This window comes from Cytobacillus sp. FSL R7-0680 (genome assembly GCF_038009245.1).
In the GTDB taxonomy this organism is placed as follows: domain Bacteria; phylum Bacillota; class Bacilli; order Bacillales; family Cytobacillaceae; genus Cytobacillus; species Cytobacillus kochii.
The window spans coordinates 2,943,088-2,967,382 of sequence record NZ_JBBPAO010000001.1 but is presented as its reverse complement, the minus strand read 5'-3'; the positions used below and the strand labels follow the sequence as shown (position 1 = coordinate 2,967,382).

Here is a 24,295-nt window from a genome sequence, read left to right as displayed (position 1 = left end):
ATTTGAGAGGAGTATGACTAATGACAACAACTACAACATCTATATTAAAGAATTTTATTAACGGACAATGGGTAGAGGCAAAAACGGAAAACTATCAACCGGTTCCTAATCCAGCAACTGGTGAAGAGTTAGCGCAAGTACCGATTTCAACTATTGATGATGTCAATGAAGCAGTAAAAGCAGCAAGCGAGGCATTCAAAACGTGGAGTCAAACGCCAGTACCAAAAAGGGCACGCGTACTTTTTAAATATCAACAACTACTGGTCGACCACTGGGATGAGTTGGCACAGCTTGTAACCGAAGAAAATGGTAAAAGCTTTAAAGAAGCATATGGTGAAGTACAACGTGGGATTGAGTGTGTAGAATTTGCTGCAGGTGCACCGTCGTTAATGATGGGTAAACAATTACCTGATATCGCCACAAATATCGAATCGGGTATGTATCGCTATCCTGTCGGGGTAGTGGGCGGTATTACACCTTTTAATTTCCCGATGATGGTCCCATGCTGGATGTTCCCATTAGCCATTGCTTGTGGTAACTCATTTGTATTGAAGCCATCAGAAAGAACACCTTTACTTGCTAATCGCTTAGCAGAATTATTTAAAGAAGCAGGATTGCCAGACGGCGTATTGAATATCGTTCACGGTGCTCATGATGTCGTGAATGGTTTATTGGAACATAAGGACGTTCCAGCTATTTCGTTCGTTGGATCCCAACCTGTTGCTGAATATGTATACAAAACAGCTTCCTCTCACGGCAAGCGAGTACAGGCGTTGGCGGGAGCGAAAAACCATTCTATTGTTATGCCAACAGCTGATTTAGACGCTGCTGTTAAAGAAATTATTGGTGCAGCATATGGCTCTGCAGGAGAGCGTTGTATGGCATGTTCAGTTGTCGTGGCAGTAGATGATGTGATTGAGCCCTTATTACAAAAATTAAATACCGCTGCTGATCAAATTACAATCGGTAATGGTATGGACGAAAATGTATTCTTAGGTCCAGTGATTCGCCCAGAGCATAAAGCACGTACAGCTAGTTATATTGAATCAGGGGAAGAAGAAGGTGCCGTTTTAGTACGTGATGGACGCAAGGATGAAGCTTACCATGAAGATGGTTATTTTATCGGGCCAACCATTTTTGATAAAGTAACACCGGAAATGAAGATTTGGAAGGACGAAATCTTCGCACCTGTTTTATCAATTATCCGTGTATCATCTCTCCAAGAAGCGATTGATCTAACGAACCAATCAGAATTCGGAAACGGTGCTTGCTTGTTTACGAAGAGCGGCAGCGATGTCCGTCAGTTCAGAGAACGTATCCAAGTGGGTATGCTAGGGGTAAATATTGGGGTACCAGCACCAATGGCCTTCTTCCCATTCTCAGGTTGGAAAAATTCATTCTATGGTGATCTTCACGCAAATGGTAGTGATGGTGTGGAATTTTACACACGTAGAAAAATGCTCACTCAACGCTGGGAGTTTTGATCGATTTAAAAGGAATTTGTCGAAAATAAAGGATTCTCTTCCTTTTTTCAAGAATATTTCTGGGGAAATAAAATGAATCGGAGGGGAATATGTTGGCAAATGACAGTTTGTATCAAAAATCAAAGATTAGTAGAATTGGAGAATTAGGAAAGTCAGCAGCGGAAGCCAATAAAACCTTTTTTGCCTTTGATAAGGCAGCATTAGCGGATGGCGCTATTACGGAAAGAACGAAAGAAATTATTGCTGTCGCCTGTGCTCATGTTACGGGGTGTCCGTATTGCATTGAAATCCATGTAGGTAACGCGAAGAAATTGGGGGTTTCAAAAGAGGAAATTACAGAAGCAGTCTTAGTAGCAACCGCTCTTAAAGCAGGCTCTGCCTTCGCACATGGCACTCATGCGTTAAATGCTTATGAGGAAGTAGAAGCAGATAACCTCTACCAAGCGGCTAATATGAAGAGAATGACTGAGTTGAAAGACTATGCTCCAGATGCGGTAAAAGGTTTCTTTGGTTTTGATGAAGCAGCTATGAAAGACGGGGCCATCAATAAAAAAGATAAAGAGCTTATTGCTGTCGCCGTTGCCCATATTACAGGTTGCGCCTACTGTATTGACATACACACAAAGAATGCGAAAAGACTCGGTATTACAAAAGAAGAACTTGTCGAAAGCATCTTTGTCGCAACTGCTTTAAAAGCAGGTTCCGCGCTAGCACACGGTATCAATGCATTAAACGCCTATGACGAATAGGTGAAATTAGATCACTCCACGGCCATCATTGCCCGTGGGGTTTTTTTGATGGGGAGTCTAATAGTTTAGCCTCTCCTGAATAAAGTGGGAGAGATTAGGGTTGCAACTAAGAAGGATGGCGTAGCTGTTAGCGTATGGGTCACGAGCACAAGAGGGAGGGGAGCTGTTAGAAGTGTTAGCAGAATGAGAAATGTACACAAAAGATTAGAAAAATACCAGTTGTACTGACAAATCACAAATGTGAACAAATGTTTTAGAAAACCGTAACTTGCCATATCTGTGCGTAATAACCGTGAAGGATGTCATCTACTAAGGTATAATAGAGTTATGACATATAAAGGACGACATGCTTATGAAAAAACAATTATATTGGCTCCCTAGTATTTTGTGGATGGCAATGATCTTTATTTTATCTCATCAACCAGGGACACAATCAAGTCAATTAAGTGGTGGGATTACAGAAGTTATCGCTGCTTGGGTTCCATTTTCAATTGAAAACTTACATACTTTAGAGACTTTTATTCGCAAAAACGCGCATTTTTTTGCTTATTTTATTTTAGGGATATTTATTCTTTTTGCCATAAGACAAGGGAAAATACTTACTCGTCAAAAGCTGCTTATATCCTGGATTCTCACAACAGTTTATGCGGCGACTGATGAATTTCATCAGCTTTTTATTCCAGGGCGTTCGGGTGAAGTAAGGGATGTATTAATTGATAGTGTAGGCGCAGCAACAGGGCTTATTTTATATTCTATCGTTTATTATTGGCGGAAAAGTAAAAATCGTGGGTCCGTATAGTTACAAGAAGGTTCAAATTGAGAAACCCACACACAAAGACGGTTCAAAAATCAGCATGAAATCGAAAATCACAAGAAGTGTGGGCAAATTTAAAAAGTCCGCACTTGCTCCAATCACCCATTATGCAAACATCATTCGCTTTTACCTAGAAAGACTTTTACATTACAATTAAACTGAGCACCAATACAGCATTAATCGCATGCTTAATGACGAGGCGCAAGTAACATCACGCCAACACCAACCAAGCAGATGGCAGCTCCAATCCAGTCATACATATCAGGTGCTTTTTTATCAATGCCCCAGCCCCAAAGGACAGACAAAATAATGAATACACCACCATAGGCAGCATACACACGTCCGAAAGATGGGAAGGCTTGAAAGGTAGCAATCACGCCGTATAAGGCTAAGGCAACACCACCACCAATTCCCCAATAAAAAGGTTTCCCCTCTCTTAGCCATAGCCAAATTAAATAACCGCCACCAATTTCTGCAATTCCGGCTAATAAAAATAATATAATTGCACTCAAGATTTACTCAACTCCTATTTTCTGTTTATGGTAAAATATAGGTAACGATATCAAGGAAGAGGACATCTGATGAAAAAATTTATAATATTCTTACTAAGTTTTATCGTTCTTATTTATGTATTTGAAATCGGATCCGGTCTAATCTTGACACTTATATATACACCCGAGATTACATTTGGTACAACGCAAAGTCAAACAGTAGCATTTGGGGCCATTGCTAACCCGTTCCCTTATTTATTTGCATTACTTGCCGGCTGTATCGCTTATTTTCTATCTCAACGATTATATCATGCGAAGTAAACTTGAGGTGATGGTTTGAAAAAGAAAAAAGACGAAGAGAGCAAAATGAAGACAGATGATGACTGGAATAGAACTTTTTACGGTGCGCCAACTGTTGGGGGAATGGTTATTGTTCTTGCCATCATAGGGTATATCATTTATCAAGTGTTAATGAGTTAGTACAATCAAGATGATGTTCTTTAAGAGCATCTTTTTTTATGGAGCATGAATATAAGGAGTGATTCAATGCTAACTTTCAGTTTCATCGGCTTCTATTTGATGCCAGTCCTATGTATTGTTTTTTGCTTAAATTTGGTTTCCCTTTTGAAGAAAATCCGTGATGAAAAAGAAACAGAGAAGAATACTTTTTGGCTGACAGTATCGTTTAGCTTAATCGTTTATACGATTACGATGATGCTAATAGCTATTTAACAAAAAAAGAGCCCATTCGATTGAAGGGCTACTCCTTTTTCACTAATTGCGGAGCTATACGGCCACCGGCAGCTTTTTCATAGGCATAGGCCATACCAAGTATGTCACCTTCGCTCCACATTGTACTAAAAAAAGCGAGGTTAAAGGGGGAGCCGTTACTATAAAACCCTGCTGGTATTGTTATGAGTGGCAATCCACTAATATTAATTTCGGATATGGTAGAAGTCGCAACATCCTCACGATCTAAAGTTGGTACATCTTCTAGCATGGTTGGGTAAACAAAAGCATCTAATTGTTGCTCAGCCATAATGTAGGTAATGGTGCGTAACAGTTCGTTCTTCGTTTCTTTAAAGCGTGTTAAATCAGGTAAGCGTTCAGCATTTTCGAAAGCTTTGTCGGCTTCAAGTGGTCGGACAAAGGAAGCTAAGGGCTGGTCTTCTTCCCAAGGTATTGCTCCCGCTTTTAAGAAAACTTTCTCCATATTTAACGAAGGATCAAGGTTTTTGAAGTATTGATTAAGGTCGTAAAAAAAGGATTCTCTTCCAATCATTGTATCAATAGTTTTCATATATGGAGCCAGTGGCTTTACATGAAAAGGATCCTCAATCACCTCTGCACCCAGTGATTGCAATATTGAAATACTTTTTTTATAAAGTGCTTCCGTTTCTGCCGTCATTTTCGTTTCTCTCCAACTAGGGCCGTATAAACCAATCTTTTTCCCTTTCAGAGCATGTGATGAAAGGAAAGATGTATAGCCCTTCTCTGGAATCGTACTAGAAATGGTTTTAGCATCATCAGGTGAATAGCCTGCGATAACATCAAGCATAATCGCTGCATCCCGCACCGTTCTGGCATGTGGCCCTAGTACATCTCTTGTACTGCCAGCAAGCGGAGTCACACCTGTAGTAGGAATGAGTCCGAATGAAGGTTTAATACCAACAATTCCTTGCGCTGCTGCTGGTACTTGTATGGAACCCGCTGTTTCTTCTGCTACTCCAAGAACGGTAAAGTTACCAGATACGGCAGTAGCCGTGCCACTACTACTACCACCAGGTGTTAATTTTCTATTTACCGCGTTGTATGTAGGACCTTTCCAACTAGTATTAGCATGGTATGCACAACTAAAGGCAGGGATATTTGTTTTGCCGAGTATGATGGCATCAGCTGCTTTTAATCTAGAGATAATGGTGGCATCTTTCTGTGGTAATAATTCTATTCCACCTGTATGTTTAGCGAGTGGAGCCCAGCCAAATGTAGATGGAAAACCAACCATATCGACAGCTTCTTTCACAACTACGGGGATACCTGCTAATGGGCCCACCTTTTCCCCACGCATTCGTTTCGCATCGATGGTTTTCGCATCAGTAAGCGCCTGTTCGTTCATAAATGTAAAAGCATTATATGTCGATTCATATTGTTCAATGCGCTCAAGAAAAGATCGAATGACTTCTTCAACTGTATACTCACCTGTATCATACAATTTGTGAAGCTGTTCAATTGTTATTTCCTCAAATAAAAATAAATGCTGATTTTCTGATCGTAACGAGTGCGTTTTCATCACATCATCTCCCTTCAACATTTGTGTATTTAATCTATACTATTACAATTGAGGAGAATTTGCATGATTATTGTTAGAAAATTTAACAAAATATGTTATTGTGTTTGTGAGATGGGTTGATTCAAATCGGCCAGGAGGTGGTTAAATGTTATCGAGAAAGAACTTTTTTATTTTACTCTTGCCATTCTTTCTTCTCTTTGGTTGCCAAGGTGCAGAAGAAGAAGAATTATTCCGATATAAGGGTGCCTATATTGGTGACAATAGTGCCGTTGGAAATATACTGAATGAGACAGCGGACTCAATAGATTATTTTGAATTAAAGACAGAGCAAGAACCGTATGGTTTAGAAGTATTTTATCATGAAGTCAATGATGGAGAGGCATTAATGAAAAAACAAGCGACTGTTCTTTTTTCCTTAGTGCGAAACGTGGAATGGATAAGTTTTCATGTAAATGGAAGTGAAACGAAAGTAACGAGAGATGAAGTAAACAATTGGTATGAAAAAGATATAGCAGGTGTAGGGAGCCAAAAGGAGCTAGAGCAATTAATAAACAGTTGGAACTAGATCTATTCTACCTATGACTGCTGAACTACAGGCCTGCATCGTCACTTTTGCAGGTCTTTTTTTGATACTAAAACTACCTAGTAAATTGGAATGAGAGATAAGTATTTGGTAGAACAAGTGACCTATTAAATGGATGTGGAAGTTTGAATATTTTTCCTTATTTTTCTTGTTGTACATATAGGTAATTGGATTTAAAAGTCTTGCTAGAAAAGGAGTGGAAGCACTTCTTCTCTATTATTCAAGTGTGAATGAGTGTAAATAATAGGAAGAATGAGAAAAACATAGATATCAATAATATATTCTGAATTTTTGGTAAACTATTACGTTTTTCATTATGATGCGTCTCATTTATACTACGTGTAGTGTTTTTTATCAAGAACAATATAGAACATATGAAAGAACAAATGACAAATGAAAGGGGGAAAGTGATGATTCTAGGATAAAAGTCACAGCAGTTGAATACTAGCTTTACTTTGTCCTAAAAATGAACACACATCTATGGTTGATTCCCCTATGAAAAATAAATGTGAGCAAGAAAGGACAGTATGAGAGTGAAAAAGGTAACGACCATCACAATCATTATTTGTCTCATGATTGGTCTAACAGGTGTCTTCGTTCAAGCATTTTCGAGCGAATCTCTAGGAAAGTGGAGTAATGCATTATTCGAGATAAGTGAGGAACAGACCAACAATGAGCTGGCAACCGCCTATGAATCTTGGTCTGAACAAATGAAACAGCAAAAGCTAGATGCACAACTAACCTATGAAAAAGCAATGGAAAAAAACGTAGTAGTTTCAAGTGAAGAAGCGAAAAAAGAGATTAACCAATACTTAACTTTATACAAAGTAGATATTCAAAACATAAAAAAAGAACTAAGCGACTCATTTGATACGTATGAAGGTGAAAAGAAGGATGAACTTAAATCTGAGATGGATCAAGAAATACTATTATTTTTAGAAGAAACGTTAGAAAAATAAATTTCGACAAAGGGGTCGGGAAGATGAAAAAGAAAATCATAGCTGGTGCAGTTACAGTCGGATTGCTAACCGGAGCAGGCTTTTCGTTAGCGAATACAGATGCGGGACAGGCTTTGAAAACTTGGTATGATAACTTATTTAACCAAACAAGTGCTGAGGTTCTGAGTGAATCGGATGCCAATTTTGAACAGTTATTAACAGAGCTCAGAGCAGAAAATGAAACATTAAAGGAATTAGCAGCCAGTCAAATTGACGAGAAAACATTGCGTGAAATTGAAGGTTCTACTTTAGCTATTGACCAGGCCAAATATGAACATATTGCATCCCTAGATGGTGAGAAATTGTTGATCTTGGAAAATATGGATTATCAATTCTATCAACTATTTTTAGAAGGCTATTTTCATATTAAGGCAAAAGGCGATTTAATGCAGGAGGAAGCAACGGCTGGTTTCCAAGCTTTTGCTAGTGAGAAGGGCCAGTCGGCTTTAGAGCAAGTCACAGCGGAATTAAATCAAGCGAAAGCTGATGCAGTAACAGAACTTGAGCAAGAGATTGTAGCAGCGAAACAGGAAATTGTTACAAAAGTGGAATCTCAAGTTGAAATTAGTAGCCGAAATCTTCGTAATCAGGCGAATTGGAAGGCTGAAGAAATTCGAGAGGCATTAGATGCCATCCTAGCTAATTTAGTCGCAGAACAAGAGGCTGCTATAACAGCGAAAGCTGCTGAATTAGAGGCAGATGCAAAGATGAGTTTAGATGACGTTGTCAACAATATTGTCAATGATTAATTCGTTTCAGGGCCAGCTTGCTTGGCCCTGGAAATCTCGTAAAGGGAGGAAAACAAAATGAGTCATAAAAAAAGGAAATATATCAAAATATTGTTTAGTTGCCTTTTCGCAGGTTTCCTTCTTTCTGTTAGTTTTCGATTTGTTTCTGCAGGTGAAGATATGGAATCAATGCTAACGAATTGGTTCTCTGCAAAAAAAGCAGCGTCCATTGCCGAGATAGAAACGGCTGTAAACGAAGAAAAAAATAAACAAATTGCTAAATTAAAAGAAGAAATCCCACAAAAACTAGCGGCAGCAGATCAACAAATAAAACAGAAAACGCAGTCAGAAGTGGCAAAACGTGTAGCTGAATTAGAAGCGTACACAAATGAACTGATCCAAAATTACGATCCAACCATTGAGGAGAATCAGAAAAAAATCGCTGAGTTAGAAGCCATAATGGAAGCAGCAAAGGCTGATATGACGGCAGTAGCTGAGGAATAGCTGAGTTGATCCATTCTTAACTGATTCCACTACTTCATCACTAACAGGGGCCTGTCTTTTATTGTTAAACTTTGAATCGATGTGGGTTGAAACCGTTCAAACTGAAATCCGCATTTGAAAGCTTGACGCGATACCGGGTTAAACGAATCAAATTTACCGATGTCTCCAGTTAATTAACGTGTTTCCAACCTAATCTAACAAAAAAATAATCCAAACCCTTCCCTATATTGCTGCTTTTTCATTTTAATCAAATCCAAGATTATTAAAATTTAAAACATCATCTGTCCTCATCTAAACAAAATCAAACTCCAATCTGAACTCTTATCGATTCCAATTTCAATCCATAAAGGTCATATACCGCACCATAAAAAAGAACAAAGACCAAAAAGTCTTTGTTCACACATAACTTACTTTTCAATGGTTCTCATTGATAGTCGGTGTCATTTCCATACGATTAATAAAACTTCACTACGCGCTCAAGAGGTAGTCTAGTTGTATTAAAGGCAGGTGCAGCGCTTTTGCCGATAGCGATTAATGTAATGGGGAATATGTTTTCTTCTAGCTCAAATTGTTTGGCGAAGGCAGCTTTATCGAAGCCTCCCATTACGATTGTATCTAGCTCACGTTCTTTTGCGAGCAGAAGCAATTGCATTGAAATCAGACCAGCATCATAGCTTGCGATGTTCATAAGTCCTTCTTTCGGTTGGCCAGGATAAAATTGGTGTGTATTGCTGATGGTACGGTCAGCAATGGATTGATCCATGTAACCAGCTTCGACATTTTGAGTATAGATTTCCTCAACATTTTTATAAGCCTCCGTATCACCAAGTACGGCAATAACAGCAGAAGCATTTTCTACAATCTTTTGGTTGTTGCCAAATACAGGTAATGCCTTTTTCATTGCTTCATCTTGGATAGCGATAAATCTCCATGATTGTAAATTACTAGAAGAAGGAGCTGAAATAGCATGTGCTAATAGTTCTTCTAAACTTTCTTGATTTATTTTAAAAGAAGGGTCGAATACCCTCACAGACTTGCGTTCATTCATAAGAGTAACTAATTCTGACATTTATTTCTCCACCTTTACTTATGTTTAGTAAGTTTATTTCGTTTATAAACTTACCATTCGTAAGTTATGTTGTCAACTAATGAATATATGGTACTATTTAATGAGGACAGGTAAAGGAGCTATAAAGAATGGATTGTAACCATAAATTGAAAACGGATTCTAAGCATATCTGTAGCAACTACCATGAAGCGATTGAATTTATAGGTCGTAGATGGATGGGCATGGTCATCTATTCCTTAATGGACGGACCGAAGAGATTTTCTGAATTAGCAGATGAAATTAATGGTATTTCTGACCGATTACTTACAGAACGGTTGAATGAACTCATTAAGGAAGAACTTGTTAGTAAAACATTTTTAGAAGATTCTTCGAAAAAAGTTGAATATGCCTTAACAGAAAGAGGAATGAGCTTGAAGAAAGTTATTGAAGCCATTCTTGCTTGGATTGCCGAAAACGAGAAGTAATAACCAAGACAAATATTGTAGCTGAAGAACGAACAGATCTATAGAGGATTTGTTCTTTTTTTTGGCTCTTTTTTATATTAGAAGGAGTTAATAATTCTTTTGTTGAAAGCTATAGATTGAATAATAAATTGAGCTTGAAGAGGGGTGGAGGGGAATTGAAAAGTATCTATGATCAGGTATATTTAGAGGAAATCATAACACGTATAGATCATTTGAGCTCCAATTCAAAACGGCAATGGGGGAAGATGAATGTCGCCCAAATGCTGGCTCATTGCTCAGCCTTTCAAGATATTGCGATGGGGGAATCTTCTCCTAAAAGGAGTTGGTTGGGAATCTTTGTAGGAAACTTCGCCAAACCGATTTTTTATAACGAAAAGACTTTACCTAAAAATATGTCTACGATTCCGACCATTTTAATTGTCGATGATAGGGACTTTAGCAAAGAGAAGGAAAAGTTGAAACAAAAATTGTTGCAATTCCATGCTGATGGACCAGAAAAGTGTACAACCCATCCCCATTCTTTTTTTGGTAAGCTAACCGCTGAGCAATGGGGAAAGGGTATATACAAGCATCTAGACCATCATCTCAAACAGTTTGGTCTATAACTCATCATCTTCGTTCTTCCTTTATTTTCTTCATCAAGGCTTCACAACCAGCGCTCACTAAATCATATGTTTCCTGGAAATTCCCGGTATAGTAAGGGTCCGGCACATCTTTTGCATCTTCAGTTAAATCTAATAAACGGAATATTTTTGGATGCTGAGGTTGACCAAGTATACGGTATATATCTTTTATATTCGATTCATCCATTGCCACAATATAATCAAATGCTTCGAAGTCTTCTTTCTGTAATTGACGTCCTTTTAATCCTTTAGAGGAAATACGATAGTCTTTTAAAATCGCGAGTGTCCCTTTATGTGGAGGCGCGTCAATGTGCCAAGAGCTCGTCGCTGCTGAATCTACGAATATTTCCTTCTCTAGTCCAACTTGTTCCACCTTATGTCTAAATATCGCCTCTGCCATTGGTGAACGACAAATATTACCTAAACAAACGAATAACACTTTAATCATGAGGATGCCCCTTTCCTTTTACAAAAAATGATTCAGTCGAAACGACCATAAGTTCAACAATTTGTTCCGCCATATATGTGGGTGTATGTGGGAAGTCCTCTTCAATCCAGCGAATAATGAGACCAGCAATGCCATTGGCTCGATAAATATATAACCATTTAGCGTCAACTGAACTATCCTTAGGCAACACATAGTCGTATTCATCTAAAAAGAGTTGTTCAATTGCTTGTGCCATTTGATAGCGGAAATCGACACGAATATGGTCACTTAATAATAATTGATATAGAGATGCATGTTCTTTGAAATAATTGAATAAAGTAATCTCCTCAATCGGAAGTTCTCGTAAATAAACTTGTTCATAAGCTTGATAAGGAATACCAATTTGTTTAATCATCTCATGTAATGTCTCATCAATGACCTCTTTTAGTAACTCGTCCATCGAATGAAAATTGGCGTAAAATGTTCCACGATTATAATTTGTCTCTCTTGCAATCTCAGATATAGTTATTTGGGCGAAAGGCTTTTTGTATAATAATTCAATAAATTTTGTTTTAATAGCTGCGCGTGACCGTTGTACGCGTTTATCTAAAAAATCATGCTCCAAGAGAATCACCTCTTCTCTTATTATGTTGAATTCCTACATATTTTGCAATTTTACTGAACAAAATAAAATCGGTTGCACATTACTGAACAAAATGACCCAGTTTGTATATTGAGACACTAAAAATGATGAGATTTAATAGAAACTGAACAAAGGAAAGGGAGGAAAGAACAATGACATTTCCAGTATTAGAAGGTAAAGTCGCTATCATTACAGGCGCAGCAATGGGTATGGGGGAAGCGACGGCTAAACTTTTTGCAGAGGCAAAAGCGAAAGTAGTCGTAGCTGATTTTAATGAGGAAAAAGGCCAAGCAGTAGTAGAAGAAATCAAAGCTAGTGGCGGAGAGGCCGCTTTTGTAAAAGTAGATATCTCGAAATCAAAGGAAGTACAAAACATGGTGCAATTTGCTGTAGACACATATGGTAAATTAGATGTAGCTGTAAATAATGCTGCGCTAACACCAGATGATAAATTAGCCGCTGAGTTCGATGAAGATTATTGGCACCGTTTAATGTCTGTAGACTTAACAGGTACGGCTCTTTGTATGAAATATGAGCTCCAACAATTAGAAAAACAAGGAAACGGTGGTTCGATTGTTAATATCTCATCTGTAAGCGGATTCCGTCCACAACCGCAAAATATTGCTTATGTAGCAGCCAAGCACGGAGTAGTTGGAATGACTAAAGTAGCTGCAATGGAATATGGTCCAAAAAATATACGTGTGAATTCAGTAGCTCCTGGTGCAATTGATACACCAATGCTTAGAGGTGCGCTTGATCAGTTTGGATTTACGGAAGAAGAATATGCTCCACAACTAAGCTTGTTGAATCGCTTTGGTCAACCAAGAGAGATTGCTCAAGCAAGTCTATGGTTAGCATCAGATGCATCATCTTATATTACAGGTACCACTATTCATGCGGACGCTGGATATACATCTAGATAAGGTACAATTATTAGAGCTCTTTTTAAAAGGGGCTCTATTTTTTTACTCCTCATAACGATTCATCCCTCACCCATATCGCCTTTGTATAGGCAACCCTCATTCCTGCTCGCTCCATATTCCTCTGACTACCTGAACCATAGGAGGCCTGCCCAACTATCCATTTGCAGCCGATTTCCTGCGCATGTTGAAATCTTTGTTGAATAAGTGCAGACTGCACACCTTTTTGACGAAAAGTAGGTAAGGTAGAGGCAGCGGCGAGGTTCCCCCCTTTTTCATTACAAAAAAGTACGCCGACACCAGCCGGTTCATGATCCACTAACGCTAAGTAAAAAGTCCATTCTGGTAACGAATAAAGGACAGCATTGTTTTGTGCTACGCCTTCAAGTAAGAAAGAAGGCATTTGAAAGCCTTGTGTGTATATGTCAGCAAAAGTTTGGAATTCATCTTGATGTAAGGCGCGAATTTCTATTGCGTTATTAACAGGTTTTATGGTATCTGGTAACTGCTTATATAAAGTGGTATGAAAGTCTATCTGATAAAAACCACGTTTATGCAATGCCTTTAATAATGATTGGGAATGATGACTCGGTGCAATTTCGAAGCGAGCAGGAATATGTTTTTCATCATAAAAATCAATTATTTCATCAAGCAATAACTCGTCTTCTCCACAAAGCCCTTTGATCACATTAAAAGCTGGCCCCGGAATACTTTTAACAGTGTAAGCCATCGTTTGTCCGAATGATTGAATGGATACGCCCATTGGATTATTTTGTAGGTTTCCAATAGCAAGAAGGCGTGAAGTTAGTGTATCCATTTCGATTTGTTCCCATAATTTTTCATTCATACATTTCACATCCTTGTTCAACTTTTTTTCGACACCCTTCTGGATATTTCCTCTTTGAGAAGTTTTTTTCTATCTTATGTCAGCATTGATTTCACCTGTCATCTAATTTTTATAAATGAAATACCTACCTACGGACATAAAAAATGTTTTATAAGAAAAACGGTTTGAACAACTAGAAAAAATTGTTTATTAATAGTGATTTATCCCTCCGAAATTGTTGTTTTAAGTCAAATCTGGTTGTCATCTATCGGTAAAAAAAGTTTATTTCCATGTGATGGTTATGAAATATTTATATATTAATATATTAATCGTGCCAATTTGACAATGAAAAAAAAGGAAAAGAGGAGGCGGGCATATGTGGATTATTGTTGTTTGCTGTCTCATTTTATTAACGGCAGGAATTATGGAGAAGAGAAAACATCGTAAGAGGCTAGATGCGTTAAAGATACGAGTAAATATTAATGGAATCCGCGGGAAATCAACAGTCACAAGGCTTATTACCGGGATATTATTCGAAGCTGGTTATAAGACAGTAGGAAAAACAACCGGAACGGATGCGAGGATGATTTATTGGAATGATCCAGAAGAGAAACCAATCGTAAGAAAGCCTCAAGGGCCTAACATTGGTGAACAGAAGGAAGTGATTAAAGAGACGGTTGAGCGTGGGGCGGAAGCATTGGTCAGTGAATGTATGGCGGTTAACCCCGATTACCAAATCACTTTCCAAGAAGAATTACTACAAGCGAACATCGGCGTTATCGTTAATGTATTAGAGGATCATATGGATGTCATGGGACCAACATTAGATGAAGTTGCGGAGGCTTTTACAGCGACTATCCCACATAATGGTTATCTAATTATTACCGATGATGCATATCGTGATTATTATGAAAAAGTAGCTGCGGAACGTAACACGACCGTGATTGTTGCAGATAATAGTAAGATTTCAGAAACATTTCTAAAACAGTTCGATTACATGGTTTTCCCTGATAATGCCTCTTTAGCACTGGCTGTAGCAGAAGCGATTGGTATTGATGAAAAAACGGCAAGACAAGGGATGCTCAATGCGCCACCAGATCCAGGAGCGATGAGAATTTCGCCAATTGGACATTCGAAAGAACCATCCTATTTTGTTAATGGTTTTGCGGCAAATGATGCGTCTTCAACTTTGAATATTTGGAAGCGCGTAGAAGAAGTTGGATATCCGACAAAGGAACCCATTGTTATCATGAATTGCCGTGCAGACCGCGTTGATCGTACGGAACAATTTGCAAGAGATGTTTTACCATTTATCCCAATGAAAACACTTGTTGTGATTGGGGAATCGGCGGAACCGATTGTGAAAGCATACGAACTAGGACTTATACCTGCCCATTCATTAGAAAACTTAGAAGGGTCGGATACGGGAGAAATTCTCGAGCATTTAAAAGGAGAAATGAAAGGTTCTACCATTTATGGAGTCGGCAATATACATGGTGCTGCAGAACCGTTAATAGAAGAAATTCAACATTTGAAAATAAAACAATTAGTCAGTTAAGGAGCGTTTTCCATGTTTGGTGATGATTTATACATATCTCTTATTCTAGGCGTCCTACTCAGTCTCTTATTTGCTGAGAAATTTGGGATTATGCCTGCTGGGTTAGTCGTGCCAGGTTATCTGGCTCTTGTATTAGACCAGCCAATCTTTGTTTTAATTATTTTGCTCGTCAGTTTATTAACTTATGTGATTGTAAAATACGGTGTATCAAAGGTCGTTATTTTATACGGACGTCGCAAGTTTGCTGCGATGCTGATTACCGGGATATGTCTCAAATTGATATTAGATTATTTTTACCCGATATTACCGTTTGAGATTAATGAATTTAGAGGGCTGGGGGTTATTGTACCAGGATTGATTGCAAATACGATTCAAAAACAAGGAGTTACCATTACATTAGGTAGCACACTGCTTTTATCCGCTGCCACATTTGGCATTATGTACGTGTATTACCTATTTTAAAGGAGAGAGAAGACCACAATGGAACATAAAAAGAAACCTAGGAAGCTTAATTTTCATGAACAACTTCTTCGTTTCTTAAAGAAGCAGAAAAGGCGTATTCCTGTGCATATCATGATTCTTTTTCCGGTGTTAATAGTCGCATTTGCTATTATCTATAGTTTTGATATTCGTACGGATGCAGATGCTGAGCCAGAAGAGAATGCGCAAGTAACGGGCGTGGCTGTTGGAGATGTGATGGTAGGGAGACATGTGGAAGAAGTAACAAACCGTTATGGCTATGACTATTTATTCCGTTATGTTCAGCCTTTGTTTAATCAAGCGGATTATGCGACAGGGAATTTTGAAAATGTAGCAAGCGACAGAGAGCTCGAACCGATGGAAAACAAAGAGATTACATTGCAAGCCAATCGTGAATCGGTTGCGGCGATGAAGGATGCTGGATTTAAAACGATGGCCATGGCGAATAACCATATGATGGATTACGGAGAACAGGGAATGATTGATACCCTTGATACCTTTCATGAACAAGGAATCGATGCCGTTGGCGCTGGGACAAATAGTACCGATGCTAGTAATCGTATTTCTTATCAGGAAATCAATGGATTAACGATTGCCACACTTAGTTTTTCCGACATAAGTTCTGAAGAAACGAAGGCAGGAGAAAAACAAGCCGGCATATTAGATTTTGATCCAGCCACTTTTATCCCATTAACCGCAGAGGCAAAGAAAAAAGCAGATTACGTGATTGTCCATGCCCATTGGGGACGTGAATATAATAGTCGAGCGAGTGATCGACAAAAAGAGTTGGGAAGAGCGTTAGCAGATGCTGGAGCCGATTTAGTTATTGGACACCACCCCCATGTATTAGAGTCGATTGAGGTCTATGATGACACAGTTATTTTTTATAGCTTGGGTAACTTTATTTTCGACCAAGGCTGGTCAAGAACGAGAGAAACAGCACTCGTACAATTTCATCTCATGCCTACAGGGGAAACGAATTTCGAAATTACCCCTATGAAAATACGAGAAGCTACACCGGCCCCTCTATCAAACTGGGACAAGCTCTCACAGCAGTCAATTATCCGACAATTAACGAGAGACTTGGATGTGGATCACGCGACAGTTGATGATAAATTAACGTTTACGGTTAAACAAAGGGAGGGAGAAGAATGAAGAAGTTCTTCACACGTTTATTGCCTTATTTATTTGTAGCCAGTTTATTCCTTTTTATCGTTGGCTTCAGTCAAACAGATACGCTAACAGAAAAAGAGGAACAAGAAATACAAATCGAGTTATTGAAGGTGAAGGTGCAAGAAAACCAAGATTAAAGAAGGAGGAACAATGAAGAAAAAACTTATACTGCTAGGATTGCTGGTCGTTATTCTCATTGTGATTGTTCTTCTGCGGGTATTTGATGGAAAGGGTGAAGAAGAGGTGAGCCTCCCGATGATAGGAACAGAGAGCGGTGAATACGGGGTAAGTGCAAGCCACCCGTTAGCTGTAAAGGTAGGAATGGAAGTATTAAACGAAGGGGGTAATGCAGTTGATGCAGCTGTTGCTGTGTCTTATGCATTAGCCGTTGTCGAACCATATGGCTCAGGCCTTGGCGGTGGCGGGGAGACACTTGTATATCAAGAAGGCGCAAAGCCATTCGTTCAGCAATATAGAGAAATGGCTCCGCTCTCTTCGGAGGAAGTAGAATCAGATTCAGGCATTCCTGGATTTGTAAAGGGAATGGAAGATATTCATGAGGCTGAAGGAAGTATGTCGTTTAAGAAGATTATGGATAAAGTGATCCCACTAGCTGCAGACGGCTTCGAGGTAGATGAGGATTTATCGTATCGCTTTAAGGTAGCGCTAAAAAATCGGATAGACGAGGATGAAGATTCACCTTTTATTATTGATGGGGAGCCGATAGAACCAGGTGATCGTCTCGTACAACCAGCTCTTGCTCAGACGCTTAAAAACATCCGTGATGGCGGTGCGGCAGCATTTTACCGAGGTGAGATGGCAGAATCATTCGCTGAGCAACATGACTCTTTTGACCGCAGTGATTTTAGTAAGTATACTTCACAAAAAATGAAAGCAGTGCAGGGAGAGTTTATGGGCTATGATGTTTTTTCATCTGCCCCCCCATACTCAGGGCTGACCGTCATTCAATCATTGCAGATGGCAGAGAAAGTATTAGAAGAACAAGAATGGGAAGATGAACCTTCATTTGTCGCCTCTTTCGGAGAAATTAGTAAAATTGCCTACGAGCAGAGATTATCACAAATAGGGGATATGGATTATACCGATCTTGATTTGGAAAAATCAATGAGTAAAGAGTTTACTGATGAGTTGGTGGAGGAGCATAAGGATATTTTCAAAAGTGCCCGATTAAATGATTCAGAGGCAGAGCGTAAAGATTATGGGCATACCACTCATTTTGTTGTCGTAGATGATAACGGTATGATGGTATCAACAACGAATTCATTAGGGAACTTCTTTGGAACAGGAGAGTATATGGAGGAAGGGTTCTTCCTGAATAACGCACTCACGAATTACAGTGAAAATGAAAAAAGTCCGAATGTGTTTGAACCAGGTAAACGGCCAAGAAGCTTTATCTCGCCAACGATTCTAGCAAATGATAAAGAAGTTATCGGCATAGGCTCACCTGGAGGAAGAAGAATTCCTTCAGTGGTCACCGAATCCATTCTCTATCATCTTGTGTATGGTTATAGTTTACAACAAGCTGTGGAGCGACCACGCTTCTATTTAGAAGACGATAAAATTGAAATTGAACCAGGCTTCAAACGGGAAACCTATAACGAACTACAAAGTAAAGGCTATAAAGTGAAAATCAATGACAACGCCACTTACTTCGGCAGTGTCAATGCCTTATCCCTACAACTAAATGACCGTACATTAGATGGAGCTGCAGATCCTCGTAGAATAGGAGAATGGAAGAAAGCTGAATAAATGAAAAAGGCATTCAATCAAACGTTTGATTGAATGCCTTTTTTTGCTGAATGACTCCGATATCTGAAGGGTTTCGGGTGAAAATAGTTGCATGAGTAAAACTGTGTGAGTGCTATTAACTTTATGAGGAGAGGGGGTTGCTAAATTGGAAGGATGTTTAATAGTAGGTCAATCAGATTTAAGGGAAGTAGATGGTGTGGGGGAAATCCAAGAACGTAGCAAAGAATTGTGTGCAAGTTGATTACACTTAGAAGTAACGAAGAAGGGGAAAAAATAATATTCAGATACATGAAGTGTGAAAATCCATAGAAGTGTTAGCAAACCGAAAATCGAACATAAGAAGAGGAACAATCGGCAAGTGGTGTTGGCAAACTGGGAATACGAACATAAGAAGAGAAAAAACCGGCGAGTGGTGTGAGCGAATCGAGATTACAACTATAAGAAGGAGTACATTCTTCCTAACTACACAAGTTACAAAAAACACAGATGAAGTTTGTGTTTATCTATAGAATATACACCAAGAATGATTGCTTTCTTAGAGTAGGAAATATCAAAATCTACACCATTAGTTTGAGGTTTACACTTAAAACAATTTGTTTAACTAAACTAAGTATTCAATAACGTATCATCGAAGCGGAGATTATTGTAAAAGAAAATCTAAAGCTAGCTCCTCTATTGAAAAGACTTCCCCTAAATTGTAAACCCTCCATTAACTATTATGAAAATTTTCTAACAAATGTAAATATATATTAAATGGTTTGTAAATAATCGGTAAATCCATCATTTTTCGGCGATTGTCATGATACACTCTAGGCAAATAAAGCGTTAAATACAGCCGATGAATTTGGAGGGTGCTAATGGCTCATTTCATGTTTATTCGAGGCAACCGCAATAAGAGGCTTTTTCATGATATTGGGGCTGAGTTGGAGCGAAAAGGTCATCAAGTTCATTTAATCCAGCTTGAATTAAATGAGTTACTAATGAAAACGACCATTCCGACCGTTTTTTTACCTAATCATGTGGCGAAAGAGGAATACCCGATTAGTGACAAGGAGTTAATGGATCTACAGATATATAATATTACTTTTACAAAAAGGGTACTGCAAAAGGAAATTCCGCTAAGTGAGCTTAGGATGTATAAGCGGTACATGGCAGCACTAGATCACCTGCTTGATAAGTACAACATCGAAGTAATTTGCTTGTTTAATGGCTATCACTGGATTGACCAAATATGCCGTTATTTAGCAAAGAAGAAGGGTTTGCGGACGTATTTCTTTGAAGATGGGTTGTTCAGGCCGTATACGATTACGTGTGACCCGAATGGGATTAATGCCTGTTCAAGCGTCCCGAGAGACTTCTCCTTCTATCAGGATATGGAGGTCGACCGTCCGCGTCTGATGAAATTTATGTTTCGCCCGGAGGAAGAATCACTGAAGCAACTAAAAAGGGAAAATCTAGTGAAGGTTGCTTCAGCAAAACTATTATCAATGGCAGGGTCACTTTTGTGTATCCACCCAAACTATTTTGCTCATATTAATTTCTGGCAAGGACTCAAATATTTCGTTCATAAGAAATGGTATAGCCGAAGAAAGGAAGATGAGGTTGACTTGCGGGGTGAATATATCTTTCTCCCGTTTCAAGTGTCTCGTGATACGCAAATTTTTTATCATTCACCACATATTCAATCAATGGAGCAATTACTAGAAATTACTTTAAAAGCGGTGGAACAATATAACCAGACGTATCATAGGCAAATCAAAGTCATTGTAAAGGAACATCCTGAAGACTTATCAAGACAAAACTATCAATCATTAAAAAACAAATATACAAATGTACAATTTGTGCAAAAATATCGGATGGACAAGCTTTTGAAGGCTAGCTTAGCTGTGGTGACGGTCAATTCAACAGTCGGAATAGAAGCGCTTGCTCATTACAAAAAGGTGATTACATTAGGAGATGCCTTATACAATATTGACCCACTAGTGGAAAGATGTCCGCATCCAGATCTTTTATATCAAAGTTTGCAAAAGTCATTATCGACGCCTTTATCTATAGATAAAATTGAAAAATTTCTCTATTATTTACGATTTCATTACCAAACGGAAGGTGTGCTCAATCGACCTAATAAACAAACAGCAAAGAATTTAGCGAATAGATTAGAAGATTATGAGAGAGGTGTATTGGATGAAAGCGATTGGAATCATTCCCGCAAGGTACGCATCGACTAGATTCCCAGGTAAACCACTTGCACTTATTGCTGGTGTACCAATGATTGAACGGGTATATCGCCAAGTGTGCCAATCGGAAGAATTAGAACGCGTCATTGTCGCTACTGATCATGAAGAAATTAAGAGAGTAGTAGAATCAATCGGGGGTGAGGCGATATTAACAAGCGCCGCCCATGAAACGGGCTCTGACCGTATGGCTGAAGTAGCATCCAATATAGAAGGTGACTTTTTCATTAATATTCAAGGAGATGAGCCCCTCATCCAGCCTACACTAATTAATGAGATGGTTCGTACCTCTCGAAAACAGCAAAATAGGGCTGTAATCACCGCTATGAAAAAAATTAATCGCCCTGAAGATATCACGGACCCAAATGTGGTAAAAGTTGTTACAAATGAGCAAAATGAGGCACTCTACTTTTCGAGAGCACCGATTCCTTTTCAAAGAGGCGAGAAAACCGATTATTTTAAACATATTGGTGTCTATGGTTATCCACGTGAAATATTAATGAGATTCGTTATGCTCCCACAAACACCGCTTGAACAAGCAGAAATGCTTGAGCAACTAAGACTGATAGAAAATAATATCCTGATTAAAATGATTGCAACAGATGACCCGTTCCACGGTGTAGACACAAAGGAAGATATTCAAAAAATAGAAGAGATTCTAGGGGGAAAACAGTATGTCTAAAACAGTCAGATTAAATGATGAAATCGTATTTGGCGGTGAGCGTCCTTTTGTATTGATTGCCGGACCATGCATGTTAGAAAGCAAAGAAGTAGTGATGGAGACAGCGGCAAGATTAAAAGAAATTACCTCTCATTTAGGCATTCCATTTATCTTCAAAGGGTCATTTGATAAAGCGAATCGATCATCTATATTTTCCGAAAGAGGGCCTGGACTTCAAGCGGGATTAAACATGCTAGCAAATGTGAAGGATGCCTTCCGCATTCCTGTGTTATCAGATATTCATGAGCCTAGCCAAGCGGCTTTGGCTAGTCAAGTACTGGATATTATCCAAATCCCAGCCTTTCTTTGTAGACAAACAGACTTGCTTACTGCTGCAGCGAAAACAGGAAAAGTCATCAATGTGAAAAAGGGTCAATTCCTCTCTCCTACTGACATGAACAATGTTGTGACAAAGTTAAAGGAAGCAGGGAATGAGCGAATATTACTTACAGAAAGAGGCTCAACATTTGGCTATAACAATTTAGTTGTTGATATGCGTTCATTACCAATGATGAGAGAAATGGCACCAGTTGTATTTGATGCCACACATAGTGTGCAAATCCCAGGAGGCAATGGTACAAGTACAGGAGGGAAGCGTGAATTTGTTCCTTACTTATCTCGTGCCGCAGCAGCAGTTGGCGTCGACGCTATTTTTATGGAGGTTCACCCTAACCCTGAAAAAGCGTTATCTGATGGACCGAATATGGTGAAATTAAGTGATGTAGAACAAATATTAAAACCGATTGTAGCCATGGATTGTTTATTAAAAGCATCATCCTATGCAGGAGGGAATGAGCATGCTGAATATGAAAACGAACCAGCTGGATTATACTAATCACGTGATTTCTGTATTGGAAAAAGAAGCAACAGCTATTATGCAGTTAAAAGATCAAGTCGGTCCACATATCAATGAGGCGATTGCCATGATTCTCCAATGTGAAGGAAGAGTGGTTATTACAGGCATAGGCAAATCAGGCATAATTGCCAGAAAAATCAATGCTACCATGGCGAGTACAGGTACACCTTCTATTTTCCTTCATCCATCGGAAGGCTTACATGGAGATTTAGGGATGGTTACGGCAAAGGATGTAGTGATAGCGATATCAAATAGTGGGGAATCGGAAGAAGTATTACAGCTCATTCCATCCATAAAAAGAATCGGTGCGAAATTGATTAGTATTGTGAAAAACCCATTATCAACATTGGCTAGAAAGTCAGAGATCGTCCTTTGTATAGGCAATGTAGAAGAAGCCTGCCCACATGGTTTAGCTCCTACAACAAGCACGACGGTTACTTTAGCTTTAGGAGATGCCTTAGCCATTGCCTTACTAGAAGCAAGAAACTTTCAGCCAGAAGATTTTGCAGTCTTTCATCCGGCAGGCTCATTAGGTAGAAGATTATTACTTAAAACAGCTGATGTGGTCGCTAATACCCGCAAAAACCCGATTATTGCTACACATGCAACCGTTCAAGAGGCACTATTCTCTATGACTTTACAAGGAATGGGCGCGATCAGTGTAGTCACAGAGAAAAATGAATTATTCGGTATTTTAACAGATGGTGATATTCGAAGAGCATTTGCGATGACGAATACAATACTTGAAGAACAAGTCCTTCAATATTGTAATCCACAACCCTATTTTCTATCAGAAAATCACCTTGCTTCTGAAGCGAAGACATTAATGGAGCAGCATAAAGTAAATGTGCTGCCGATTGTCAATGACAAACATGAACCCACTGGTATGATTCATATTCATGACCTTATGCATCTTGGGTTGTAGGAGGCACACTGATGAAAAATATTCGCTTAATCGTGTTAGATGTTGATGGTGTGTTAACCGATGGCAAACTCTTGTTATCAAGCAGTGGTGAAGAAGTAAAGGCATTTCATGTACATGATGGCATGGGAATTAGCCTAGCGAAGTTTGTTGGGATAGAGGTCGCGATTATAACAGGCAGACGATCTGCGGCAGTTGAGAAACGAGCTGCGGAACTGAACATCAACCATGTGCAGCAAGGTGTGAAAGATAAAGTATCCGCCCTTTTACAATTAGCGGGTGAATTAGATATTGATGTGAATCAAATGTGTTATATCGGTGATGATCTGAATGATATAGAAGCAATGAATATGGTCGGGTTAGCTGCATGTCCAGCAAACGCGATGGAGGAAGTGAAGCAAGAAGCGGAAATCGTTGCGGAACGGATGGGCGGTAATGGCGCAGTGCGGGAGATTATTGAATCCATTCTTCGTCAAAGTTTTGATTACGCGGCACTTGTAAAGGATTTTCTTAACCAACAGGCGGTCAGACAGTAAGGAGTGTTTCTCTTGAATAGCTGTGAAATTTGTGAAAAACAGTTCACTCATAAGCGTGAAGTAATTTACAGTAATGATCGGTGGATGCTTGTTGCGGTTGAATCAAGGACTGCATTAGGCTATTTACACTTGGAAACGAAGAGACATATTGAACAGTGGCACGATTTAAACGAGGCAGAACAGCATGATTTTTTTCATATCGTCAAAGTGGTTGAAAGCGCATTGAAAGAAATAATTGGCAGTGAACGTTTATATATGACTTCAATGAATGAGCTTGTACGGCATCTTCATTTTCATCTTATCCCACGACTAGAAGGTAGTGCTAAGCGGGGGCTGCCATTTATTTCTGAGGTCATTGGAGGAGTCCCATCCGTATCTCTAAAGGAAATGGATTGGGTCAAAGGATTGAAAACACATTTCGTACATGTATAA

At 39.0% G+C, this 24,295-nt stretch carries 30 protein-coding genes; 24 read left to right on the top strand and 6 right to left on the bottom strand.

What is annotated here, in order from left to right; translation table 11 throughout:
- Positions 1 to 20: 20 nt before the first annotated feature.
- The 3 genes from MKY26_RS14800 (at position 21) to MKY26_RS14790 (ending at position 3,032) form a co-directional block, all read left to right on the top strand.
- Entirely contained in the window at positions 21 to 1,484 is a 1,464-nt protein-coding gene (locus MKY26_RS14800; RefSeq protein ID WP_341097983.1) for a CoA-acylating methylmalonate-semialdehyde dehydrogenase, read from the top strand.
- 89 nt (positions 1,485 to 1,573) lie between these two features.
- Positions 1,574 to 2,233, top strand: a complete 660-nt coding sequence (locus tag MKY26_RS14795; RefSeq protein ID WP_095371765.1) for a carboxymuconolactone decarboxylase family protein — start codon at positions 1,574 to 1,576, stop codon at positions 2,231 to 2,233.
- A gap of 352 nt (positions 2,234 to 2,585) precedes the next feature.
- A complete protein-coding gene (locus tag MKY26_RS14790; protein WP_095371766.1) occupies positions 2,586 to 3,032 on the top strand; it encodes a VanZ family protein in 447 nt (148 codons plus the stop codon).
- 203 nt (positions 3,033 to 3,235) lie between these two features.
- On the opposite strand, the gene MKY26_RS14785 is transcribed toward MKY26_RS14790, so the two are convergent.
- Positions 3,236 to 3,562 carry a YnfA family protein gene (locus MKY26_RS14785; RefSeq protein WP_095371767.1) on the bottom strand — a complete coding sequence of 109 codons (327 nt, stop codon included), beginning with the start codon at positions 3,560 to 3,562 and terminating at the stop codon, positions 3,236 to 3,238.
- Between the two features lie 66 nt (positions 3,563 to 3,628).
- On the opposite strand from MKY26_RS14785, the gene MKY26_RS14780 reads away from it, so the two are divergent.
- The 3 genes from MKY26_RS14780 (at position 3,629) to MKY26_RS14770 (ending at position 4,270) form a co-directional block, all read left to right on the top strand.
- Entirely contained in the window at positions 3,629 to 3,859 is a 231-nt protein-coding gene (locus MKY26_RS14780) for a hypothetical protein (RefSeq protein ID WP_341097982.1), read from the top strand.
- A 15-nt stretch (positions 3,860 to 3,874) separates the two neighbouring features.
- Entirely contained in the window at positions 3,875 to 4,018 is a 144-nt protein-coding gene (locus MKY26_RS14775; protein WP_157733880.1) for a hypothetical protein, read from the top strand.
- Positions 4,019 to 4,084: 66 nt separating this feature from the next.
- Positions 4,085 to 4,270, top strand: coding sequence for a hypothetical protein (locus MKY26_RS14770; RefSeq protein ID WP_095371769.1), 186 nt, complete (start codon positions 4,085 to 4,087; stop codon positions 4,268 to 4,270).
- A 28-nt stretch (positions 4,271 to 4,298) separates the two neighbouring features.
- Here the strand turns inward: MKY26_RS14770 and MKY26_RS14765 are convergent, their stop codons facing one another.
- Positions 4,299 to 5,828, bottom strand: a complete 1,530-nt coding sequence (locus MKY26_RS14765; RefSeq protein ID WP_322909732.1) for an amidase — start codon at positions 5,826 to 5,828, stop codon at positions 4,299 to 4,301.
- A gap of 145 nt (positions 5,829 to 5,973) precedes the next feature.
- On the opposite strand from MKY26_RS14765, the gene MKY26_RS14760 reads away from it, so the two are divergent.
- The 4 genes from MKY26_RS14760 (at position 5,974) to MKY26_RS14745 (ending at position 8,641) form a co-directional block, all read left to right on the top strand.
- A complete protein-coding gene (locus MKY26_RS14760; protein ID WP_095371771.1) occupies positions 5,974 to 6,393 on the top strand; it encodes a DUF4825 domain-containing protein in 420 nt (139 codons plus the stop codon).
- 545 nt (positions 6,394 to 6,938) lie between these two features.
- Positions 6,939 to 7,370, top strand: coding sequence for a hypothetical protein (locus tag MKY26_RS14755; RefSeq protein WP_341097979.1), 432 nt, complete (start codon positions 6,939 to 6,941; stop codon positions 7,368 to 7,370).
- 23 nt (positions 7,371 to 7,393) lie between these two features.
- Entirely contained in the window at positions 7,394 to 8,158 is a 765-nt protein-coding gene (locus MKY26_RS14750) for a hypothetical protein (RefSeq protein WP_095371773.1), read from the top strand.
- 57 nt (positions 8,159 to 8,215) lie between these two features.
- Positions 8,216 to 8,641: a hypothetical protein gene (locus MKY26_RS14745; RefSeq protein WP_340976582.1), complete on the top strand. Its 426-nt coding sequence runs from the start codon at positions 8,216 to 8,218 to the stop codon at positions 8,639 to 8,641.
- Positions 8,642 to 9,095: 454 nt separating this feature from the next.
- Here the strand turns inward: MKY26_RS14745 and MKY26_RS14740 are convergent, their stop codons facing one another.
- On the bottom strand, positions 9,096 to 9,710 hold the full coding sequence (locus MKY26_RS14740; RefSeq protein WP_095371775.1) for a nitroreductase family protein: 615 nt from the start codon (positions 9,708 to 9,710) through the stop codon (positions 9,096 to 9,098).
- Positions 9,711 to 9,838: 128 nt separating this feature from the next.
- On the opposite strand from MKY26_RS14740, the gene MKY26_RS14735 reads away from it, so the two are divergent.
- Together MKY26_RS14735 and MKY26_RS14730 are read left to right on the top strand one after the other, a co-directional pair.
- Entirely contained in the window at positions 9,839 to 10,174 is a 336-nt protein-coding gene (locus MKY26_RS14735; protein ID WP_095371776.1) for a winged helix-turn-helix transcriptional regulator, read from the top strand.
- Between the two features lie 155 nt (positions 10,175 to 10,329).
- The gene (locus MKY26_RS14730; RefSeq protein WP_340976579.1) at positions 10,330 to 10,779 is read left to right on the top strand and encodes a DUF1569 domain-containing protein; all 450 of its coding nucleotides are present in this window, start codon (positions 10,330 to 10,332) and stop codon (positions 10,777 to 10,779) included.
- A gap of 4 nt (positions 10,780 to 10,783) precedes the next feature.
- Here MKY26_RS14730 and MKY26_RS14725 read toward each other — a convergent pair whose 3' ends face one another.
- Positions 10,784 to 11,245, bottom strand: a complete 462-nt coding sequence (locus MKY26_RS14725; RefSeq protein WP_307315938.1) for a low molecular weight protein-tyrosine-phosphatase — start codon at positions 11,243 to 11,245, stop codon at positions 10,784 to 10,786.
- Positions 11,238 to 11,849, bottom strand: a complete 612-nt coding sequence (locus MKY26_RS14720; RefSeq protein WP_340976577.1) for a TetR/AcrR family transcriptional regulator — start codon at positions 11,847 to 11,849, stop codon at positions 11,238 to 11,240. The genes MKY26_RS14725 and MKY26_RS14720 overlap by 8 nt, the downstream gene beginning before the upstream one ends.
- A 170-nt stretch (positions 11,850 to 12,019) precedes the next feature.
- Here MKY26_RS14720 and MKY26_RS14715 point away from each other — a divergent pair, with 170 nt between their 5' ends.
- Entirely contained in the window at positions 12,020 to 12,790 is a 771-nt protein-coding gene (locus tag MKY26_RS14715; RefSeq protein ID WP_095371780.1) for an SDR family NAD(P)-dependent oxidoreductase, read from the top strand.
- A 49-nt stretch (positions 12,791 to 12,839) separates the two neighbouring features.
- Here the strand turns inward: MKY26_RS14715 and MKY26_RS14710 are convergent, their stop codons facing one another.
- A complete protein-coding gene (locus MKY26_RS14710; RefSeq protein ID WP_340976576.1) occupies positions 12,840 to 13,634 on the bottom strand; it encodes a GNAT family N-acetyltransferase in 795 nt (264 codons plus the stop codon).
- 355 nt (positions 13,635 to 13,989) lie between these two features.
- Between MKY26_RS14710 and pgsB the strand changes: the two genes are divergently transcribed.
- The 11 genes from pgsB to MKY26_RS14655 all read left to right on the top strand — a co-directional run bounded on the left by pgsB (position 13,990) and on the right by MKY26_RS14655 (position 24,295).
- Complete coding sequence (gene pgsB, locus MKY26_RS14705; RefSeq protein ID WP_095371782.1) at positions 13,990 to 15,171, top strand: poly-gamma-glutamate synthase PgsB; 1,182 nt, start codon at positions 13,990 to 13,992, stop codon at positions 15,169 to 15,171.
- Between the two features lie 12 nt (positions 15,172 to 15,183).
- The gene (pgsC, locus tag MKY26_RS14700; protein ID WP_095371783.1) at positions 15,184 to 15,633 is read left to right on the top strand and encodes a poly-gamma-glutamate biosynthesis protein PgsC; all 450 of its coding nucleotides are present in this window, start codon (positions 15,184 to 15,186) and stop codon (positions 15,631 to 15,633) included.
- Positions 15,634 to 15,651: 18 nt separating this feature from the next.
- Positions 15,652 to 16,806, top strand: coding sequence for a CapA family protein (locus tag MKY26_RS14695; RefSeq protein WP_307315929.1), 1,155 nt, complete (start codon positions 15,652 to 15,654; stop codon positions 16,804 to 16,806).
- Positions 16,803 to 16,961, top strand: coding sequence for a hypothetical protein (locus MKY26_RS14690; protein WP_157733881.1), 159 nt, complete (start codon positions 16,803 to 16,805; stop codon positions 16,959 to 16,961). The genes MKY26_RS14695 and MKY26_RS14690 overlap by 4 nt, the downstream gene beginning before the upstream one ends.
- Positions 16,962 to 16,974: 13 nt before the next feature.
- Positions 16,975 to 18,594 (top strand): gamma-glutamyltransferase family protein, encoded by a 1,620-nt coding sequence (locus MKY26_RS14685; RefSeq protein ID WP_341097969.1) that lies wholly within the window; start codon positions 16,975 to 16,977, stop codon positions 18,592 to 18,594.
- An 857-nt stretch (positions 18,595 to 19,451) separates the two neighbouring features.
- On the top strand, positions 19,452 to 20,822 hold the full coding sequence (locus MKY26_RS14680; RefSeq protein ID WP_341097968.1) for a capsular polysaccharide export protein, LipB/KpsS family: 1,371 nt from the start codon (positions 19,452 to 19,454) through the stop codon (positions 20,820 to 20,822).
- A complete protein-coding gene (gene kdsB, locus MKY26_RS14675) occupies positions 20,779 to 21,510 on the top strand; it encodes a 3-deoxy-manno-octulosonate cytidylyltransferase (RefSeq protein ID WP_095371787.1) in 732 nt (243 codons plus the stop codon). The genes MKY26_RS14680 and kdsB overlap by 44 nt, the downstream gene beginning before the upstream one ends.
- Positions 21,503 to 22,384 carry a 3-deoxy-8-phosphooctulonate synthase gene (kdsA, locus tag MKY26_RS14670; RefSeq protein WP_224937191.1) on the top strand — a complete coding sequence of 294 codons (882 nt, stop codon included), beginning with the start codon at positions 21,503 to 21,505 and terminating at the stop codon, positions 22,382 to 22,384. Before kdsB ends, kdsA begins: the two co-directional genes overlap by 8 nt.
- Entirely contained in the window at positions 22,347 to 23,330 is a 984-nt protein-coding gene (locus MKY26_RS14665) for a KpsF/GutQ family sugar-phosphate isomerase (RefSeq protein ID WP_341097966.1), read from the top strand. Before kdsA ends, MKY26_RS14665 begins: the two co-directional genes overlap by 38 nt.
- Positions 23,331 to 23,341: 11 nt before the next feature.
- Complete coding sequence (locus tag MKY26_RS14660) at positions 23,342 to 23,863, top strand: KdsC family phosphatase (RefSeq protein WP_251162164.1); 522 nt, start codon at positions 23,342 to 23,344, stop codon at positions 23,861 to 23,863.
- Positions 23,864 to 23,875: 12 nt separating this feature from the next.
- Positions 23,876 to 24,295, top strand: coding sequence for an HIT family protein (locus tag MKY26_RS14655; protein WP_224937188.1), 420 nt, complete (start codon positions 23,876 to 23,878; stop codon positions 24,293 to 24,295).

Excerpts from the sequence above, each read along its gene's own strand:
- MKY26_RS14690 (WP_157733881.1), top strand. The coding sequence starts at position 16,803 with ATGAAGAAGTTCTTCACACGTTTATTGCCTTATTTATTTGTAGCCAGT.
- MKY26_RS14790 (WP_095371766.1), top strand. The coding sequence starts at position 2,586 with ATGAAAAAACAATTATATTGGCTCCCTAGTATTTTGTGGATGGCAATG.
- MKY26_RS14765 (WP_322909732.1), bottom strand. The coding sequence starts at position 5,828 with ATGAAAACGCACTCGTTACGATCAGAAAATCAGCATTTATTTTTATTT.
- MKY26_RS14755 (WP_341097979.1), top strand. The coding sequence starts at position 6,939 with ATGAGAGTGAAAAAGGTAACGACCATCACAATCATTATTTGTCTCATG.
- MKY26_RS14740 (WP_095371775.1), bottom strand. The coding sequence starts at position 9,710 with ATGTCAGAATTAGTTACTCTTATGAATGAACGCAAGTCTGTGAGGGTA.
- MKY26_RS14725 (WP_307315938.1), bottom strand. The coding sequence starts at position 11,245 with ATGATTAAAGTGTTATTCGTTTGTTTAGGTAATATTTGTCGTTCACCA.
- MKY26_RS14800 (WP_341097983.1), top strand. The coding sequence starts at position 21 with ATGACAACAACTACAACATCTATATTAAAGAATTTTATTAACGGACAA.
- MKY26_RS14760 (WP_095371771.1), top strand. The coding sequence starts at position 5,974 with ATGTTATCGAGAAAGAACTTTTTTATTTTACTCTTGCCATTCTTTCTT.
- MKY26_RS14660 (WP_251162164.1), top strand. The coding sequence starts at position 23,342 with ATGAAAAATATTCGCTTAATCGTGTTAGATGTTGATGGTGTGTTAACC.
- MKY26_RS14685 (WP_341097969.1), top strand. The coding sequence starts at position 16,975 with ATGAAGAAAAAACTTATACTGCTAGGATTGCTGGTCGTTATTCTCATT.
- MKY26_RS14735 (WP_095371776.1), top strand. The coding sequence starts at position 9,839 with ATGGATTGTAACCATAAATTGAAAACGGATTCTAAGCATATCTGTAGC.
- MKY26_RS14750 (WP_095371773.1), top strand. The coding sequence starts at position 7,394 with ATGAAAAAGAAAATCATAGCTGGTGCAGTTACAGTCGGATTGCTAACC.
- MKY26_RS14745 (WP_340976582.1), top strand. The coding sequence starts at position 8,216 with ATGAGTCATAAAAAAAGGAAATATATCAAAATATTGTTTAGTTGCCTT.
- kdsA (WP_224937191.1), top strand. The coding sequence starts at position 21,503 with ATGTCTAAAACAGTCAGATTAAATGATGAAATCGTATTTGGCGGTGAG.
- MKY26_RS14695 (WP_307315929.1), top strand. The coding sequence starts at position 15,652 with ATGGAACATAAAAAGAAACCTAGGAAGCTTAATTTTCATGAACAACTT.
- MKY26_RS14665 (WP_341097966.1), top strand. The coding sequence starts at position 22,347 with ATGCTGAATATGAAAACGAACCAGCTGGATTATACTAATCACGTGATT.
- MKY26_RS14710 (WP_340976576.1), bottom strand. The coding sequence starts at position 13,634 with ATGAATGAAAAATTATGGGAACAAATCGAAATGGATACACTAACTTCA.
- MKY26_RS14780 (WP_341097982.1), top strand. The coding sequence starts at position 3,629 with ATGAAAAAATTTATAATATTCTTACTAAGTTTTATCGTTCTTATTTAT.
- pgsB (WP_095371782.1), top strand. The coding sequence starts at position 13,990 with ATGTGGATTATTGTTGTTTGCTGTCTCATTTTATTAACGGCAGGAATT.
- MKY26_RS14770 (WP_095371769.1), top strand. The coding sequence starts at position 4,085 with ATGCTAACTTTCAGTTTCATCGGCTTCTATTTGATGCCAGTCCTATGT.
- kdsB (WP_095371787.1), top strand. The coding sequence starts at position 20,779 with ATGAAAGCGATTGGAATCATTCCCGCAAGGTACGCATCGACTAGATTC.
- pgsC (WP_095371783.1), top strand. The coding sequence starts at position 15,184 with ATGTTTGGTGATGATTTATACATATCTCTTATTCTAGGCGTCCTACTC.
- MKY26_RS14715 (WP_095371780.1), top strand. The coding sequence starts at position 12,020 with ATGACATTTCCAGTATTAGAAGGTAAAGTCGCTATCATTACAGGCGCA.
- MKY26_RS14795 (WP_095371765.1), top strand. The coding sequence starts at position 1,574 with ATGTTGGCAAATGACAGTTTGTATCAAAAATCAAAGATTAGTAGAATT.
- MKY26_RS14680 (WP_341097968.1), top strand. The coding sequence starts at position 19,452 with ATGGCTCATTTCATGTTTATTCGAGGCAACCGCAATAAGAGGCTTTTT.